Source organism: Haloplanus sp. HW8-1, from assembly GCF_023703795.1.
Classification (GTDB): Archaea; Halobacteriota; Halobacteria; order Halobacteriales; family Haloferacaceae; genus Haloplanus; species Haloplanus pelagicus.
Genome location: NZ_CP098518.1, coordinates 1423422 through 1440665, shown reverse-complemented (window position 1 = coordinate 1440665; position 17244 = coordinate 1423422). Strand labels below are relative to the sequence as shown.

General features: G+C 66.5%; 18 protein-coding genes, 1 tRNA gene and 1 other RNA gene. 7 read left to right on the top strand and 13 right to left on the bottom strand.

The window, feature by feature from the left end; translation table 11 throughout:
• Positions 1 to 24 precede the first annotated feature (24 nt).
• A complete protein-coding gene (locus tag NBT82_RS07640; protein WP_251330946.1) occupies positions 25 to 687 on the top strand; it encodes a YbbN family protein in 663 nt (220 codons plus the stop codon).
• A gap of 207 nt (positions 688 to 894) precedes the next feature.
• Positions 895 to 1638 carry an IclR family transcriptional regulator gene (locus NBT82_RS07635; RefSeq protein ID WP_251330945.1) on the top strand — a complete coding sequence of 248 codons (744 nt, stop codon included), beginning with the start codon at positions 895 to 897 and terminating at the stop codon, positions 1636 to 1638.
• 979 nt (positions 1639 to 2617) lie between these two features.
• Here the strand turns inward: NBT82_RS07635 and ffs are convergent.
• Both ffs and NBT82_RS07625 read right to left on the bottom strand, forming a co-directional pair.
• Positions 2618 to 2928: signal recognition particle sRNA (gene ffs, locus NBT82_RS07630), an RNA gene on the bottom strand.
• Positions 2929 to 2993: 65 nt separating this feature from the next.
• Complete coding sequence (locus tag NBT82_RS07625) at positions 2994 to 3404, bottom strand: DUF7548 family protein (RefSeq protein WP_251330944.1); 411 nt, start codon at positions 3402 to 3404, stop codon at positions 2994 to 2996.
• A gap of 140 nt (positions 3405 to 3544) precedes the next feature.
• Here NBT82_RS07625 and NBT82_RS07620 point away from each other — a divergent pair, with 140 nt between their 5' ends.
• Positions 3545 to 4042 (top strand): LabA-like NYN domain-containing protein, encoded by a 498-nt coding sequence (locus NBT82_RS07620; protein ID WP_251330943.1) that lies wholly within the window; start codon positions 3545 to 3547, stop codon positions 4040 to 4042.
• 71 nt (positions 4043 to 4113) lie between these two features.
• On the opposite strand, the gene NBT82_RS07615 is transcribed toward NBT82_RS07620, so the two are convergent.
• Positions 4114 to 5022 carry a DUF7847 domain-containing protein gene (locus NBT82_RS07615; RefSeq protein WP_251330942.1) on the bottom strand — a complete coding sequence of 303 codons (909 nt, stop codon included), beginning with the start codon at positions 5020 to 5022 and terminating at the stop codon, positions 4114 to 4116.
• Positions 5023 to 5121: 99 nt separating this feature from the next.
• Here NBT82_RS07615 and NBT82_RS07610 point away from each other — a divergent pair, with 99 nt between their 5' ends.
• Positions 5122 to 5562, top strand: a complete 441-nt coding sequence (locus NBT82_RS07610) for a TIGR00725 family protein (protein ID WP_251330941.1) — start codon at positions 5122 to 5124, stop codon at positions 5560 to 5562.
• Here NBT82_RS07610 and NBT82_RS07605 read toward each other — a convergent pair.
• Both NBT82_RS07605 and dph2 read right to left on the bottom strand, forming a co-directional pair.
• Positions 5541 to 5936, bottom strand: coding sequence for a TrmO family methyltransferase domain-containing protein (locus NBT82_RS07605; RefSeq protein ID WP_251330940.1), 396 nt, complete (start codon positions 5934 to 5936; stop codon positions 5541 to 5543). The two genes, NBT82_RS07610 and NBT82_RS07605, sit on opposite strands and share 22 nt — an antisense overlap.
• A 45-nt stretch (positions 5937 to 5981) precedes the next feature.
• Positions 5982 to 7016, bottom strand: a complete 1035-nt coding sequence (gene dph2 / locus NBT82_RS07600; protein WP_251330939.1) for a diphthamide biosynthesis enzyme Dph2 — start codon at positions 7014 to 7016, stop codon at positions 5982 to 5984.
• Positions 7017 to 7267: 251 nt separating this feature from the next.
• Here dph2 and NBT82_RS07595 point away from each other — a divergent pair, with 251 nt between their 5' ends.
• Positions 7268 to 8317: a DUF7504 family protein gene (locus NBT82_RS07595; RefSeq protein ID WP_251330938.1), complete on the top strand. Its 1050-nt coding sequence runs from the start codon at positions 7268 to 7270 to the stop codon at positions 8315 to 8317.
• Between the two features lie 112 nt (positions 8318 to 8429).
• On the opposite strand, the gene NBT82_RS07590 is transcribed toward NBT82_RS07595, so the two are convergent.
• Positions 8430 to 8513 (bottom strand) — tRNA-Leu (locus NBT82_RS07590).
• 371 nt (positions 8514 to 8884) lie between these two features.
• Between NBT82_RS07590 and NBT82_RS07585 the strand changes: the two genes are divergently transcribed.
• Complete coding sequence (locus NBT82_RS07585; RefSeq protein ID WP_251330937.1) at positions 8885 to 9397, top strand: hypothetical protein; 513 nt, start codon at positions 8885 to 8887, stop codon at positions 9395 to 9397.
• Positions 9398 to 9415: 18 nt separating this feature from the next.
• Here the strand turns inward: NBT82_RS07585 and NBT82_RS07580 are convergent, their stop codons facing one another.
• The 4 genes from NBT82_RS07580 to NBT82_RS07565 form a co-directional block, all read right to left on the bottom strand.
• Positions 9416 to 10732, bottom strand: coding sequence for an amidase (locus tag NBT82_RS07580; protein WP_251330936.1), 1317 nt, complete (start codon positions 10730 to 10732; stop codon positions 9416 to 9418).
• 71 nt (positions 10733 to 10803) lie between these two features.
• On the bottom strand, positions 10804 to 11091 hold the full coding sequence (locus NBT82_RS07575) for a hypothetical protein (RefSeq protein ID WP_251330935.1): 288 nt from the start codon (positions 11089 to 11091) through the stop codon (positions 10804 to 10806).
• 14 nt (positions 11092 to 11105) lie between these two features.
• Positions 11106 to 11630, bottom strand: coding sequence for a DoxX family protein (locus NBT82_RS07570; RefSeq protein WP_251330934.1), 525 nt, complete (start codon positions 11628 to 11630; stop codon positions 11106 to 11108).
• Positions 11631 to 11834: 204 nt separating this feature from the next.
• Positions 11835 to 12782, bottom strand: coding sequence for a mechanosensitive ion channel family protein (locus NBT82_RS07565; protein ID WP_251330933.1), 948 nt, complete (start codon positions 12780 to 12782; stop codon positions 11835 to 11837).
• A 91-nt stretch (positions 12783 to 12873) separates the two neighbouring features.
• On the opposite strand from NBT82_RS07565, the gene NBT82_RS07560 reads away from it, so the two are divergent.
• Complete coding sequence (locus NBT82_RS07560) at positions 12874 to 13362, top strand: DUF7979 domain-containing protein (RefSeq protein ID WP_251330932.1); 489 nt, start codon at positions 12874 to 12876, stop codon at positions 13360 to 13362.
• Here the strand turns inward: NBT82_RS07560 and NBT82_RS07555 are convergent.
• From NBT82_RS07555 to NBT82_RS07545, 3 genes are read right to left on the bottom strand one after another with little or no spacing between them, the layout of a single operon-like run.
• Complete coding sequence (locus NBT82_RS07555; RefSeq protein WP_251330931.1) at positions 13350 to 14651, bottom strand: MFS transporter; 1302 nt, start codon at positions 14649 to 14651, stop codon at positions 13350 to 13352. The genes NBT82_RS07560 and NBT82_RS07555 overlap by 13 nt on opposite strands.
• Positions 14652 to 14696: 45 nt before the next feature.
• Positions 14697 to 16967 (bottom strand): CDC48 family AAA ATPase, encoded by a 2271-nt coding sequence (locus tag NBT82_RS07550; RefSeq protein ID WP_251330930.1) that lies wholly within the window; start codon positions 16965 to 16967, stop codon positions 14697 to 14699.
• The gene (locus NBT82_RS07545; protein ID WP_251330929.1) at positions 16964 to 17203 is read right to left on the bottom strand and encodes a DUF7127 family protein; all 240 of its coding nucleotides are present in this window, start codon (positions 17201 to 17203) and stop codon (positions 16964 to 16966) included. Before NBT82_RS07545 ends, NBT82_RS07550 begins: the two co-directional genes overlap by 4 nt.
• Between the last annotated feature and the right edge of the window lie 41 nt (positions 17204 to 17244).

Below are 17244 nucleotides of genomic sequence, written 5' to 3'. Positions count from 1 at the left end.
GAACGTACCTACCACACACCGACGATGTCCGTCCAAACCAACATCACCCTCGACGACCTGACGAATCGTGACCTGATCACTCCGCGTTCGAACCAGACGTACGAACTCGATCCGGAGATCCACCGAGCGATCGAGCAGTCCGGCCCGACGCCGATCGAAGACCACCCGGTGCTCCGGGACGACCCCGAGAAAGCGGAGCTAATAGACGTCTGTAACGACGATCCGGAGTTCCTGAAGAAGTACGTCGCCGTCGCGCAGAAGACTCGGGACCTCCCCCTCGAAACACAGCTTTCGCTGGTCTTCGTAATCGACCAGTTCATCGAACCACAGTTGAACTTCGGTGGGGCTCCGGAGGCGTTCCAGCCCGTTCGCGGACGCCATCTCCGCACCGCCATCGAACTCCACCCGCGGTCCGTCGTATACGCGTGGCGTCACGACTGCGACGCGTGCGACACGATGAAGCAGACTCTCGACGAGGTGTTCGAGGACGGGTCGGATCGGTACGGACTGTTCGCGGTGTACGGGACGGACTGTGCGGCACTCCTGCACGACCAGTTCGACGTCGACGGAGCTCCAACGACGCTGTTCTGTGCCGACGGTGCCGTCGACTCGCGGCTGATGGGGGCCCAGTACGCCCGGAGCGTCGAGTCCGAAGTGGAGATGATCGACCGACGGGCCGAACGGTAGCTATAGTAGCGTTTGGAACTGTTTGCACACCTGATCGCACGCAGTCTGGCGATCAGGTGTGCGATGACTTACAAAGGCTACGATAGGACCCGAGTCCACGGATCCGACCCGGGTCCTCGACGGAAGCCGGGAGGAATGGCATCTTACGAACGATGCAATTTCTCCGCTATTAGTGGATTTTATATACCCACATAGGGAATTGAGCGTATGAAATCACTGGATAAGTCGATCAAAATATTAGACGCGTTGGTTCGGTCTGACGGGGCTCGGGTTTCCGAACTGAGCGACGTGCTCGGAATGCCGAACAGTACGGTTCACGCCCATCTGAGCGCGCTGAAACAACACGGACTGGTCCGGACGGACGGTGATCTCAACAAGATCGGGCTGAAATTTCTCCATTACAGCGGGAGCGTCCGCTACGACGACGAGGTATTCTCGCTCATAGAGCCGAAAGTCACGTTCCTGGCCCGTGAGACGGAGGAGCGGTCGCAGTTCATCGTCGAACAGGACGGGCAGGGCGTGTATCTTTTCACGGAGACGATCGGCGATGCCGCCGTTCAGACAGACGTGCGACCCGGAAAATTCGTCGGCCTACACGCGACTGCCGCCGGGAAGGCCATCCTCGCACACCTCCCGGACGGTCGAGTCGACGAGATCATCTCCCAACACGGGCTGACCGCCTACACCCCCCGGACGATCACGGAGCGTGACGCGCTGTTCGAGGAACTGTCCACGATCCGTGACCGGGGCTACGCTATCAACGACGAGGAGCGGATAATGAAACAGCGAGCGGTCGGAGTCCCGGTACTGAACCCCGCAGGCGACCCACTCGGTGCGTTCAGCGTTTCCGGGCCGGCCCATCGCGTTGATAGCGACCGACTCCACGAGACCGTTTCGGGGTTGTTGTTGGGAACCGCCGAGGAGGTCGAACTTAATATTCAGTATCGCTGAAACCGCTTCGACCCGCACGGAGCGTCGCATGGGCTCCCGGTCGAACGACCGGGAACGCGGCGTGAGGCTGGGACACCGAGTCCGGTCCGTGCGCGTTCCGGTCGCGGAGACGCCGGGTTTCCGGCCGTGCCGACGACGAACGCCCCGACGGCTCGTCCGATAGTTAATAAAATCCACCAATACGGGATCTGGAACGGGCCACCGCGACCCCGTCTCCGTCGCTGCGTTGCCGTACCGAATCGGCGGCGGGAGACGGCCGCAAAAAATTACAGAACTATGGATGTAATGAGAACCTCGTGCGCTCGCTGGCGGGGCAGGAACCGTGGCGAGCCTTCGACTATCGCGGGCCGTGCCGAGGGAGTCGTGCGTGTCGGCTCGACAGCGAAATCGAGTTCACGAGGCGGGTCGGTGTGGGGAACCTACCACAGATTTACCAGAATAACATACTATATGTAATTCTGATTATTTTGGCGATAATCGATCTCGAACCGCCATTCACGACCGATACGGGGACCGAGCGTGGCTCGGTCTCCGATCGGATCGTCCGACGCGAGATCGTGAGACAACGACGACGACGACGACGACCGGTGATGCTGACCGTACATCGTTGAAGGATACGAACGAACGTAGATACAGCATACGCCGAAATAATTCACATATACACAAATTCTCACCGGAATAACGACGATACGGCGACCGTACGACGTCGAATCATCTCCGTGTTTCGGCGACCGATTTCCCCCGAGAGAATCGGACCGAGCACGAGCAACAGAGTACGACGTGCGGAAATCGTTCCCACCGCACTCGACGAACCCAAAGTATACGAAATATTATATTATATGATATTTATAACAATAATATAATTTTTTGCGTCGGCCCGGACATCCCAGTCACGTGGTTACGTGTCGTCGCCGAGTCGGACCGTCTCGTCCGCGCGCCAGTGGGATAGAGCGGCCGCTCGGGGTGTGAAACGGTACGAATGTGGACGACGGGATTGCCCGGCGTTCCGATCCGGGGAGTCCCGGTCGCCTCCTCCACCCCGCGATCCTTCGAGCGACGGGCGTCCGGCGGTGGGCTGCTCGCTTCCGCGCCTGGCCCGGTGTCGCCGACGAACCACGACGGAGCGTCCCTGCAGACGCGCGCCGTGGACCGCTGTCCCCGAAGGACGAGGCTTCCACGTTGGCTCCCGAGGCCCGAACCGGTCTGACCGGACGCGCCCGGGTTCGGTCCCCGCTCAAGACCGTAGTGCGGGTGAACGAGCAGGGCCTAACTGCCCGACCTAGTCCATCCAGTCGTACGCCGCTTCCTCTTAAGGGCCTTTCGACTCCGCCCTGCGATCGGTGGCCGTCGGCTGATCATCCGAGCGTGGCTCGGGCGTAGAGTCCGGCCGCGAGCGTGACGAGTCCCGTGGCGGCGAGGACGACCCACCGAAGCTCCGTGATCCACGACGCCGGGAACCCGAAGAGGGGATCGAGGGATGCCGAGAGCGCCCACGAGAGCGCGACGAGGAACGCGACGACGCCGAGCGGAACGGCGATGCCGGCGGCCGTCGTCGCGTCGGTCCGACCGCGAGCCCCTGCGAGGAAGACGACGACGCCGACGAGGGCGAACGCGAGAACGGCACCGACACCCAGTGGCCCGCCGGTGTAGTACTGCCCCAGTTCCGCCCCCCACCCGGGAAAGAGGGCGAATGGGAGGGCGAGTGCGGCGACGGCGGCGAGACAGCCGGCGATGCCAAGCACGGGCGCGGCCTGCTCGGTACGCATGCTCCACTCTGTCCCCGCCGCGGGGTTAAATCGCTCGTATCGTCGCCGACGGGGGACTGGATTCCGAAGAAGGGCCGGGAGGTGTGAGCGACGGCGGATGAGCAAGGAATTTAGTCGCGCGCGTCCCACTGTCCGACAACGTGACCGATATCCACGCGAATCAGCGCGTCGCGATGCTTGCGGACGCGCAGAACCTCTATCACTCGGCCCAGAGCCTCTATTCACGAAATATCGACTACTCTGCGCTGCTCTCGAAGGGCGTCGCGGACCGCGCACTCGTGCGCGCCATCGCCTACGTCATCCGTGCGGACTCGCCCGAAGAAGAGCGGTTCTTCGAGGCCCTCGAGGAGATCGGCTTCGAGCGAAAGATCAAGGACATCAAGACCTTCGGCGACGGGACGAAGAAGGCCGACTGGGACGTGGGGATCAGCCTCGACGCCGTCACCCTCGCGAACCACGTCGACGTGGTGGTATTGTGTACCGGTGACGGCGATTTCTCCCGCCTCTGTTCTCATCTCCGGCACGAGGGCGTCCGCGTCGAGGTGATGGCTTTCGGTTCCTCGACGGCCGACGAACTCGTCGACGCCGCCGATACGTTCATGGACCTCTCCGAGCGCGAGGAGACGTTCCTGCTGTAGTCGGAGCCACCGCAGACCGCCGGTGCGACACGCTCGATTCGCTCGTCCCGGCCCGTCGTCGTTCGCGGTTCCTACGGCCCGTCGTCGAGGACGCGCTCCTCGATCGACCGACCGTTCCGTCGGTAGAAGGCGGTGGCGTACGTCAGCCGGAAGGCGACGAACAGTGCGGTCGTCACGAGCGAGACGAGCGACAGCGCGGCGACTTCGGGCGTGGAGAGCCCCAGTCCGCCGGCACCGCTCGCGAAGGCGTCGGCCAGTGCCGGTGTCCCCGCTCCCGTGCCGTTCGCGGCGCCGACGTCGCCGGGACTCATGCCCCCGCCGATCGGACCGGGGGTATCGCCACCCATTCCCGTGCCGGCCGTGGCGAAGCGATAGGCGGCGACGCCCGTGATCGGGAGTGCCGCGAGGCCGCCGAGCAGGACAGTCACGACCGAGAACCCGAGCGTCCCGAGGAGGTTCGCGCGGACGAAGGCGACGCTCCCCGTGACGGCGTCGACCGGTCCGGCGTCGTCGAGGACGACGACGACCGGGTAGAACTGGACGAGAAAGAGGACCGCGAGGTAGACGACCCCGATCAGGACGACGAGGGCGGCGCCGCCGACGCTCCCCGCCCCGCCACCGGCCACCAGGGCGAGGATGCCAAGTACGGCCAGGACGACGCCGAACGCCAGTTTGATCGCCAACTCGATCATCGTGGCGAGCAACAGGTCGACGTACTCCGACTTGCCGGCGGCGACGAGGGAGTCGAGGCCCGTCTCGCCGTCCAGCGCTTCCCGGGCCATCCCCACGACGCCCGCCAGCACGAACGGCGTGAGGAAGAACGTCAGCATCTGGAGGGCCGCCGGGGCGAGCGGGACGCCGGCCAGTTGGAGCGCGCGCTGGGGAAGGACCACGAGCGCGTAACACAGCCCGCCGAGAACGAGGACTGGATTCCGCGAGAGCGCGTCGACCGCCGTTCGGAGGCACCGGATCGCGGACATATGCATGCACGCGCGGAACCATCAGATAACTGTGGGTGGTCGAGAGGCGACGGTCGGTGCGAGCCGAACGTATTTGCCCGTGCCTCGCCAGCCTCACCCATGCGCGTCAGCGTCATCGGCGGCGGAAGGGTAGACGGGGCGACGGCCGATCGAGCCCGCACCCTCGGCCGGGTGCTGGGAGAGCGGGGACACGTCGTCGTCTGCGGTGGGCTCGACGGCGTCATGGAAGCGACCTGTGCCGGTGCGAGCGACGCCGGCGGCGAGACGGTCGGCATTCTGCCGACGGCCGACCGTCGGGACGCCAACGAGTACGTCGACACCGCTATCGCGACGGGAATGGGACACGCCAGGAACGCGATGGTCGTGATGAACGGCGACGCGGTAATCGCCGTCGACGGCGGAGCTGGGACGCTCTCGGAACTCGGGTTCGCGGGGGTGTTCGACCGGCCGATCGCGGGACTCGACACCCACGACGCGCCGGGCGTCGAACCGGTCGCGACGCCCGTGGAGGCCGTGGACTACGTCGAGTCCCAGCACTGAACGTCGACGGGAACCTTCAGGTCGATCACCGGACTGCCGTCGGCCATGTCGACGCCGGCGACCCGGAGGCGGCCGGCCTCGCGGTCGACGGCCAGTACCCGACACTCCGTGATGCAGACTGGATTGGGCCGGGCGGGCGACCGCGACGTGAACACGCCACGTCCGGGGTCGCGATCCAGCGTCAGCACCGAGCGGTCGGCCCGGTCGGCCCACCAGACCACCACCACCCGGTCGCCGTCGAACCCGGACAGCCCCTCGCGGTAGTCGGGGTGGAGGTCGACGACGCCGTCGGCGTCTCCGTGAAATCCCTGCCGGGGCGCCTCGCTCGTCGTCTCGTGGGGCGTGTAGACGGTGCCGATGGGGTCACACTCCATGGGCGGATCGAGGAGTGCCGCGCTCAAAAGGCTGACCGCGTTCGATTACCAGGTGCCGTGGAAGGTGTCGAACGAGAGTGAGTCGAGGGGTTCGTCACCGACGGCGATGCGGTACTCGCCGGGCGTGAGCATGGGTTTGTGGAACTGCGGGCCGTCGTCGGTCGTGATGCGCGGACAACCGGTGTTGACGAAGGCGTCCATATCGAAGTTACGCAGGCGGTCCGGCGTCACCTCGTCCATCGTGATCAGGTAGGCGTCGTCGTTGTCCTCGACGATCCGCTCGGCCATGTCCCAGCGGCCCTGCCCGATCTTGGTACAGAAGATGACGCCCCACTTCTCGGCGTCCATGGCGCGATGGACGGCGCCGTACCGCTGTTTCATGAATTTCTCCGTGTCGGCGACGGTGACGACGTTGTTCACTGGATCGCAGATGACGACTTTCTTGTCCGGATGCTCCATCGCGAGGCCGAGCGGGTGGAACTTCCCCCCGCCGACGTAGAGAACTTGGTCGGCGTCGATGTCGGCCGAGGCGTAGTTACAGCCGAGGACCTGCCCTTCGTGAGTGAGGCGGTCGTCGCCTCTCCGGGTATGGACGGTGTAGCCCTCGTCTTCGAGCCACGACCGCATGTCCTCGAAGAGGTTCATATGCTGGGCCGTGGTGACGAGGCCGACGTCGTCTTCGGGGAGTTCCGCCAGTGCGTCCTCCATCATCGGGAAGGGATCGACGTTCGAAAACAGCGGGACGTAGATGATCTTCTCGGACTCCTTCATCGGCGAGTGCCCGAAGTGGACGAAGACGTCGGTTCGACGCATCAGGTAGGTATCTAGGTCACAGGCGCCGTAACAGGGCTGTCCCGAGAGCATGTACGTCACGTCGTCATCGGTCAACGCCCGGAGGTCGTCCGCGACGGCCGGCCCGCGGCGTTTCAACCCTTCCGGGAACTGGAGGCCGACCTTGGTGGCATCACGCTCTTCGACCGCCTCGACGATGCGGTCGAGTTCGTAGTCCCACTCCCGGTCGTGTTTGAGCGACATCCCCGTGTTCCGGAGGTCACCCTCGGTGGACGCGTCCTGACTCATTACCCCCTCGTTGCCGGCGAGGCCGTTTAACGTCCGCGCTTCCATGGGGGAGGCAATCTCCGTGGGACCGTTCGGTGGGCGACCGAGCGGACAGCCACCGACACGGACGAACCGGCGGAGCAGCGGTCGCCATCCGGTATACCATGGGTCCCAAGATCCGTGACCGGTCGGCCGGCAGGGAAGCGTGAGGGGGAGCCGACACGGAACGCGGGTGATACTCTTTTAACATCTGACAACATACAGCGATCCGTATGGACGGGCCATCGGGTCAGGTCGACGAAGCCCTCGACGACGCGTCGTCGGTACTTCTCTTGACACCGTCCGCGAGCGACTCCGACGACAACGCATGTGTTGGCATGCTGACAATAGGGGGTCCGTCGCAGGCGAACGTCCTCAGCGCGACCATCGTAGAACCGCCTGGCGAGCGAGTCGCCCTCTGGCAGCGGGCGGTGGGTGATCAGTCGCCGAACCGCGGAGCCATCGTCGCCGCCTGCGAGGGACGAAAACAGGCGATCACGGAGGACGATGCGCCCGACGCATCGGATCTGTTGACGACACTTGCCGTCGATATCCTGCCGGAGAACGCGGAACCGATCGACCTCGGTATGGCTCTTGCCCGCTATCTCGGTGCCTGGGAGGCGGAGGAGGAGCCGACGGTACTCTGTCTCCACACGTTGACGGCCCTGCTGGATCGGTTCGACCGCGACGTCGTCATCTCCATGGTGTCGGCGCTCAACGACCTGTGTGACTCCGTCGGCGCTACGGCCCATCACCACATGGACCCCTCGGCACACGACGACGAGATCGTCGCCACGTTCCGCCCCCTGTACGACGCGGTGGTGGAACACGTCCCGGAGGACGGCTGGACGGTGACGCGGGCGCCGGCCGACGTCGACCGACCCTCCTTCCGGCAGTCGACGGCGCCGCCGGGCGGGACGGCCGGAACCGATCCGGCTCGCCCCGAGACGATTCCGATGCCGTACGCCTTCGATCAGATGCTCGAACTCATCTCGGTCCCGCGTCGGCGGACGCTTCTCTATCACCTGAAAGATCGGGGGACCGGTACGCTGTCGCTGGACGACCTCGTGGACGCGGTCGTGACACGGGAGCGGTCGATCCCCGCGCGTGAGACCCCCGAGTCGGCCGACACTGTCCGCGTGTCGCTCGTTCACGCCCATCTGCCGAAACTGGCTGATCTCGGTATCCTCGAGTTCGACCCCGAAGACTCGACGGTCCGGTATCACGGCAACCCCGCACTGGAGTCGTTTCTCAGATACGTGGAGACGCTCGAACTGGGCTGACTACCGATCGGATCGACATCGCAGAAGTGTTGCGAGGGAAGAGCGCTCCCGGAGCGCCTTCCGCATCTTACACGGTAGCTCCGAACCACCGCGCCGGGCGTAGGCCCTTCGATGCGAGGGAAGGGATTTGAACCCTTGGACCTCTACAGGAGCGGATCTTGAGTCCGCCGCCGTTTCCAGGCTTGGCTACCCTCGCACGCACTGGCGGTACAATATCGCGGTGGTTCAACCCACCGATTTCGGTCGGGCGATTCGCTCGCCGGACTGACGCCGACCGTGCGTGGCGAAAGCTTTCGTTCCTTAATAACATACGACAATGTCTCGGGAGTGCCGTGGGGGCTCACCGGACGATCCGAGTCGGTCCATCCACACGGACGGGCTGACTGGGGTTAGAGGTAAGACTGAACCCCCTAATAGGGAGACCAGCACGACCGTACGGCCCGTGGAAAACATCGCCCGTCCGGGTCCAAACCGCGGCGCACCCGTGTTTTCCGGAGCGAGTCGTCCGTTACAGTCGTTCGGACGGAAGCGAGGGCTTATGCCGTTCGTATCCGAAGGTGTGACGATATGTTCGACGACACCGACCGACGCCGCTTTCTCCAACTCGCCGGGACTGGGACGGCACTCTCGATGGCCGGCTGTAGTGCGCTCTCGAATCACAACGCCGACGGCGGCGGTGGCGGCGGCGGTGACGGTGGGGCCGAGATGGCGACGGTCACACTCGGCGTCCAGCCCGACGAGCAGTCGATGCAGGAACTCCAGGCGGAGATCCGATCGCAGGTCGAGTCGGGTGAACTCGACCGAACGGAGGCCCAGCGGGAGTTCCGGAGTCGGCGGATCGAACTGACGAGAAACGCGGTGTCGCGGTTCCGGAACCGAACGGGCAACATTTCGGTCACCGTCGACGACACCGTGGGCGACTTCGGTGTGATGCTCGTCACCGGCGACCCCGAAGCGTTGCTGGACTCGCTCCAGTTCGAGGAGGTCAACGGACTCTTCCCCGCGTCGGTGTTCGAGGAGGCTCGGACGCAGGCCAGCAGCGAAACGACGACACCCGGGACCGAGACCGAAACGGCGTGACCGGCCGATCCTGTCCAATCAGGCCCCGTCGTCCACCGCTCCCACGTCGGCGACGGCGGCTGCGATGTCACGTCCCCACGCGAGGAGCGACTCGTCCTCGCCGAACGGGGCGACTATCTGGAGCCCCAGCGGGAGGTCATCGGCTCGCCCGCAGGGAACGGTCAGGGCGGGAACGCCGGCGTGGGTCCACGGGAGATTCATGATCGGATCACCGGTGTCGTCGATACCTTCGGGCGCGGGGCCGGGGGCCGCCGGCGAGAGCAGGAGGTCGACGCCGGCCTCGCGGATCCGGTCGCCGACCCGGTCACGGAACGCACGGGCAGCGGCGCGGGCGTCGACCAGTTCGTCGACGCCGACGCCGCGGCCGATGTCGATCAACTCGGCGGTCGTCTCCGAGAAGTCGTCGCCGTGTTCGGCGAAGCGTTCGGCGTGTGAGAGGGCCAGTTCGGCCGCCGTCAGGTCGTCGTGCCGGTCGTTCACCGCCTTGATGTCGTCCAGCATCGACACCCGACGCACCTCGTAACCCGCGTCGGCGAGCGCGTCGGCACCGGCCTCGACGCCGGCCCGGCCGGCGGGCGTCGCCTGATCGAGGTAGGGGCCTTCGACCACGCCGAGTACCGGCCGGTCGCCGGGATCGGCCGGCACCCAGCCGTCACAGAGGATCGAGGCGGCTCGGGCCGCGCCGGCCACGTCGGCGGTGAAAGTGCCGACGTGATCGGCAGTCGTCGAGAAGGGAACGACGCCCTCGCGCGGGATCCGGTCGTAACTCGGTTTGAATCCGACGATCCCACAGAACGCCGCGGGACGAATCACCGAGCCGACGGTCTGGCTGCCGAGCGCGAGCGGACACATCCCCGCGGCGACGGCGGCCGCCGACCCACTCGACGATCCGCCGGGCGTGTGCGCGAGATCGTTGGGATTCCGCGTCGGCGCGGGTTCGAAGTACGCGAACTCGGTCGTATGCGTCTTGCCGAGGTGGAGAGCGCCCGCGTCGAGCAACCGTCGCACGGCGGTCGATTCCGTTTCGGTGATCGCGGCGGGCGGGACCGACGATCCGGCGAGTGTACGATAGCCGTCGACGTGAAAGATGTCTTTGACCCCGACCGGAACGCCGAACAGCGGCGGTCTGGTGGCAGGGTCGTCGTACTGGGACGCGAGCGCCGCGGCCTCGCGTCGGAGCCGTGTCCGTCGACCCGGTTCGGGGACGAGCGCCGCCACGTCGTCGTCTACGGAGTCGATGCGATCGGCGTAATCGTCGATCAGCGCAGTCGGGGAGCGCTCGCCGGCACGCAGCGCGACGGCGAGCGGTTCGAGTGGTTGTGGATCGGTCAGCATCGGTCCGAAATTACACGCCCCAAGGATAACGCTTCGGTTGACGGGACGGCCTCACGGCGGGAGTCGGGGGGTCACTGCGCCGCCGTCACGCCGTCGCTCGTCGAACCGACGGTGGCGGGGCCCACGGCGGCCCGATAGCCGCCCCACAGGAGCAACACGCCCAGCCCGGCGAGCACCAGTCCCGTCCGGATGGCGGGATCCACGCCGGGGTGAGCGACGATTTCGCCCGCCTCGTTCGTCACCGGGGACGCCCCGTACGGCGCCCCGTCGACGATCTCTACGACGCCGAGGACGACGATGCCGAGCGACAGCAGGGTGCCGCTCAGCGCCATCGCCGCCTTGTCGATCGTGGTTGTCATGGGTGGTCACCTCGTCAGCCGAGCAGGTATTTGAGCCGCGGGTGGTTCTCGACCAGCGCCGTCTGCTCGACGATGGCGTCGAGGCCGTAGTACCGGCCGGCGGCCAACGCCATCATCGTGACGAACAGCAGCAGGCCCATCAGGTCGCCGTTGACGACGCCGTGGCCGAACTCGGCGTTGCCGACCCAGAAGAACGACATGAACACGGCGCCCCCGAAGGACGCGAGTCGGACGGCGACACCGGCGATCAGGGCGAGGCCGATCAGCGTCTCGGCGATCGGGACGATGGCCGCGATGAACCCCGGGATCGCGGTCCCCATCCACACGGCGACCGGACCGAGGACCGTCCCTCCCATCTCGCTGAGGTAGGCGGGTCCGTACGTGTAGTTCAGTCCGGACTCGATGAGCTTCGTCACGCCGGCGTGGAAGAACCACCAGCCGACGACGACCCGCAGGAACGCGATCCAGAAGGTCGCGATCGGGCCGACACCGCCGAATTCGAACTCGCTATCGAGCGGGTTCGACGCGTTGTATGCCATGATACACACCTCACGTTTCGTTCTCGGTCCGCCGAGGAGTTATATCGCGCTGCCGGTTCCTGAGTTCTGGGAACCGGACCGCGGAAGGCTGGTCCGAGGGCGGGGGGTCGCGCCGACGAGTGGGGCTATCGATACCCCCCGGTCGATTGTCGGGGGTGTCGTCCAAACCCACAAGAGGATGCCGGACGACGGCTCGGCCACCGGTCAGCGGTTGCGGCTGACGGGGAACTTCACGCGGTCGGGATGGTCGTTGAACGTGTCGAGGATCTCACGGTACAGCGCGTTCCGCGTGCGGGTCCCCCGTCGCGGGTGGACCAGATATCGAAGCCGGAGTTCGACCCACGACTCCCGCTGCACCACGTTGACCGTCGGCCGGTCGTTGACATCGAGTTCGACCGGCGTCTCCTCGAGACGATGGCGGTACTCCGCGACGTGCGTGGCCATCTCGTCGCCGAGTTGCCGGTCCGGGATTTCGGGCATCAGATCGGTCGCGAACGCCAGATCCGTCTCGTAGGCGACCTGTATCGAGAGTTCGTTCCAGACGTGTGGTACGCCCTCGCCGTGGAAATTGATCACGTGCGAGGAGAGGACGACGCTGTTTGGGACGGTGACGATCCGACCCGACGGCTGGTTGCTAGAGACGAGTTCGCCGTCGATCTCCCACACTTCGGTCGTGAAGAAGTCGATGGCAGCCACGTCGCCGCGGGTGTCCTCGATGGCGATTCGGTCCCCCACCCCGTAGGGGCGTTTGGTGACGATGTACAGCCAGCCGATCAGCGAGAACAGGGGTTGCTGGAGCGCGAACGTGATGGCGACGCCGACCACGCCCAGCGAGAAGAGGACACTCACCCAGTTGCGCGTCACGACGCCGAAGGCGGTGACGATGGCGAGCGCCCCGAAGCCCAGACGGAGGACGTTGCGGACGTCGTGGCGGCCGCGCTTGTTCGTGGTGCGTGCGAGGAGTGCCCCACCGACCAGCCGGTAGCCGCCGTACGCGGCGAGAAGCACGGCGGCCACGGACAGGCCAAGCAGGAGCGGCGGGCCGAAGGCCAGGCCGAACACCGTCTCGTCGAGGCCGAACCGTTGCACGGCGCGGGAGCCGGCATAGAGTCCGATGGCGCCGAGAAGCGAGACGGTGCCGGTGTGACGCATACGCCTACGGCGTCGGCGGCCGGCGAAAAACCCTCGGGTTCGACGCGGATGAGCACAAGAGACACGTATCGAGGCGATCACAGGGGTGGACATGGTCTCCAAGCCCTCCCTCCAGTCGGCCCTCGTCGCCGTCGGCGTCCTCCTCCTCGTCGCCTCGGCAGTCCCGGTCGGCAACACGGTGGACGTCGACTACGTTCACCGGGCCGAACCGGCCGAGAACGGAACCCTCGCGTTCGGAATCGCGTACGCGGAAGCGGACGTCCTGGCCTACGAGAACCTCTCGGAACCGGAACAGCGTGTCGTCGCCCGCGCCGTCGACGACTTGCCGTACGTCGTCGAGAGCGCGTCGGAGACGGCACCGGAGTTCACGTACACGAGCGACCATGTCGCCCTGAACGACGGCCTCTACGCCGTCCGCTATCGCGGGGAGACGTACTCGCTGCTGACGGAGCGGCGGAGCGAGGGGTTCAACATGGCGGCGTTGCTCCTCGGACTGGGGCTCGCTGCGGCCCGTCCGCTCGGGGGGCTGTTCGTCGCCGCTGGCGTCGCGCTGGCGGGGTGGCGCCGCTATCGCGGCTGACTGGACGCCGGCGTCGGTCCCGTGCCCCCCTCGCGCCGGTGGAGGTAGAGCGCTGCGAGCGTGGCGACCAGCCCCGCGGCGGCGGCGATGCCGAAGGCGACGCGGTAGCCCGCGACGGTGTACACCCGGGCACCGTTGAGCATCTCGCCGGTCCAGTAGACGTCGAGGATACCTCCCAGGACCGCGGGAAGGGTCGCGGCGCCGAGGTAGCCTACGCCGTTGACGACGCCCGTGATCGTTCCCGCGACCGACGGTGCGTGGCGCTCCTTGCCGACCGTGAACACGAGGGAGACACCGCCGTTGGTGAGGAGCGCGAGAAAGAAGATTGGGCCGACGATCCAGAGCGGTGGGACGAGAACGAGGGTCGCGTAGGCGAGGGTGAAAAGCAGCGCCGCCCCGGCGATGAGTTCCGTCCGGCGGCCGAAGCGGTCGGAGACCATCCCGAGCAGCGGCGATCCGAGGACGAAGCCGAGGTTGCCGGCGAGCACGAACGTCGAGGCGCGGGCCAGCGAGATGCCGTAGGTGTCGGCGAGGAACGGAACGCCCCACAGACCGAGGACGGTGAAGTTCACTCCGATGACACAGAAGAGGATCAGTCCCATCAGCCACGTCTCGCGCTCCGCGACGACGGTCCGGACGTTGGCTCCCACCTCCGCGAGCGACGCGGTGTCGGCCCCGTCGCCGCCGTGGCCGACCGCGTCGAAGCCCGCACTGGTGGGGGTATCCCGGACGAACGCCGCGATCGCGAGGGTGAGAACGCCGGTCGTGGCGGCGGCGACGATCATCGTCGATCGCCAGCCGACGGCGCCGATGGCGAGCGCCAGCGGGGTCGTCGCGAGGATGCCACCCAGCCCCGCAGCGCCGATGGTGTAGCCGGTCATCGTGGCGAACTGATCGGCGCGAAACCAGGCGGCACAGAAGCGCAGCGTGCCGATGTAGAGGACGCTCCCGCCGAGGCCGACGATCCCCCGAGCGAGGAAGGCGGCCGGGAGCGTCTCGCTCGCCGCGAAGCCGACGACGCCGAGAGTCAGCAAGCCGAGGCCGGCGGTGCCGACTCGCCGCGGACCGTAACGGTCGACGATCAGTCCCGCCGGGAGTTGGAGGGGCGCGTAGACGTAGAAGAAGGAGGCGTGGAGCAAGCCGAGTTCGGCGCCCGTCGCGTCGAAGGTGCGGGCCAGTGAGTCCGCGAGAACGGCCGTCGCCGTTCGGTGGAAGTTGACGAACAGGAAGCCAGTGGCGAGCAGAATCCAGAGGGCGGCACGTCGTCTGCGGATCGAACCGAGGGGCACGTTCCACCCTCGTGGGGTCGCCGTCAAATAGCGACCGGTTCGCGGCTAGTGGAACGTGCGGCTGGCCTCGGTCTCGGTGGCCACCTCGCCCTCGTCGGTCCCGAACCGCTGTTCGATCTCCTCGTAGCGCTCGCGCACGTCGTCGGTGACGCTCGCGGTCACCTCGTCGAGGGCCTGCTCGAAGTGGGCCATCGTGACGCGGACGTTCCCGACCGAGTCGCCGATCTCCTCGGGTGAGACGCTGTTGATGAACTCCCGGGAGGCGGCCATCGAGGCCTCGCGACAGACCGCCTCGATGTCCGCGCCGACGTAGTTCTCCGTCCGCCGGGCGAGGCTGTCGAGGTCGACGTCCTCGGCCAGCGGCTTGTTCCGGGTGTGCACCTCGAAGATCGCGCGGCGAGCGGACTCGTCGGGGACGGGCACGTGGACGTGCCGGTCGAGGCGTCCCGGCCGGAGGAGCGCCGAGTCGATGAGATCCGGCCGGTTGGAGGTGGCGATCACCACGACGTCCTCCAGACTCTCCAGCCCATCGAGTTCCGTCAGGAGCTGGGAGACGACGCGCTCGGAGACGCCCGAGTCGCCGGTGTTGCGCCCGCGCTCGGTCGCGATGGCGTCGATCTCGTCGAAGAAGATGACGGTCGGGGCGTTCTCGCGAGCCTTGCTGAAGATCTCGCGGACGCCCTTCTCGCTCTCCCCGACGTACTTATCGAGCAGTTCCGGCCCCTTCACCGATATGAAGTTGGACTCGGCCTCGTTGGCGACGGCCTTCGCGAGCAGGGTCTTCCCCGTGCCGGGCGGGCCGTACATGAGTACGCCCTTCGCGGACTGCATATCCATGGCCTCGAACACCTCGGGGTAGTCCAGCGGCCACTGGATCGTCTCGCGGAGCCGCTCTTTCGTGTCTTCGAGGCCACCCACGTCGTTCCAGGTGACGTCGGGAACCTCGACGAACACCTCGCGGAGCGCCGACGGCTCGATGCCTTTCAGCGCCTCGCGGAAGTCGGCCTCGTCGACCTCCAGAGATTCGAGGATCTCGGCGTCGATCTCGTCCTCTTCGAGGTCGATCTCCGGGCGGATGCGCCGGAGCGCGTTCATCGCGGCCTCCTTGGCGAGGCTCTCGAGGTCGGCGCCGACGTAGCCGTGCGTCGAGTCGGCGAACTCGTCGACGTCGACGTCCTCGGCCAGCGGCATGTTGCGGGTGTGGACCTGCAGGATCTCGCGGCGGCCGTCGCGGTCGGGGACGCCGATCTCGATCTCGCGGTCGAACCGGCCACCGCGGCGGAGCGCGGGGTCGATGGCGTCGACGCGGTTGGTCGCGCCGATCACCACGACCTCGCCGCGCTCTTCGAGTCCGTCCATCAGCGAGAGCAACTGCGCGACGACGCGCCGTTCCACGTCGCCGCCGGCCTCGCCGCGTTCCGGCGCGATGGAGTCGATCTCATCGATGAAGACGATGGCGGGCGCGTTCTCCTCGGCCTCCTCAAAGATCTCGCGGAGTTGCTCCTCGCTCTCGCCGTAGTACTTCGACATGATCTCCGGGCCGCTGATGTCGTGGAAGGAGGCGTCGATCTCGTTGGCGACGGCCTTGGCGATCAGCGTCTTCCCAGTCCCCGGCGGGCCGTGCAGGAGCACGCCCTTCGGCGGATCGATGCCGAGCCGCCGGAACAGTTCGGGGTGGCGCATCGGCAGTTCGATCATCTCGCGAACCTGTTCGAGTTCGCGGTCCAGACCGCCGATGTCCTCGTAGGTCACGTCCGGGGTCTCGGGGCTCGCGTCCGTGGCCTCGGTCTCTCGGATCTGCTCGGCGGGCTGTTCGCTGATCTGTATCTCGGTGGAGTCGGTGACGACGACCGTCCCCGACGGGTCGGTGTCGGCTACCTTCAGCGGCAGGGCCTTGTTCCCGCGGCCACCCATGAATCCGAAACCGAAGGGGACCCGGAGGGTCTGCCCTTTGGTGATCGGCTTGTCGGTGAGCTTATCGCGGAGGTAGGGGCCAATGTCGCCGCGGATCCCGATCTGCTGGGGGAGGGCGACGGTCACGCGGTCGGCCTGTTTCACGTCGGCTTTCTCGACCTCGACGCGGTCGTCGATCCCGACGTTCGCCTGCTGGCGGAGCTGACCGTCGATGCGGACGACTCCGGACCCCTGGTCCTCGGGCAACCCGGGCCAGACACGGGCGATGGCGGTGCCGTCCTTGCCCTCGATCCGGACGTAGTCACCGACTTCGAGGTCCATCTCCGCCGCGGCCGCGCGGTCGATGGCCGCGAGGCCGCGACCGGCGTCCTTCTGTTTCAGCGGTCTGACGACGAGTTTCATCGTTCGCCCCTCACGACGAGTACGCCGTTGTTCGTGTCGACGCCGTCGGCCGAGCCGGGGACGTCGAACTCCAGCTCGGTCCGCCCGTCGACCAGGACGATCGCCGTCCCGTCGACGACGTCGGCCGTCAAGCGGTCGTCCGCGACGCCGACGTCGGCGGCGACGACCCACCCATCCTCGTAGTCGTACCGGCGGACGAACCGCTCGTCCTCGCCGGCGAATTGCTGGTTCACCATGATACTTCCTAACTCCTCGTTAGTTGGCTATATATTTAAAT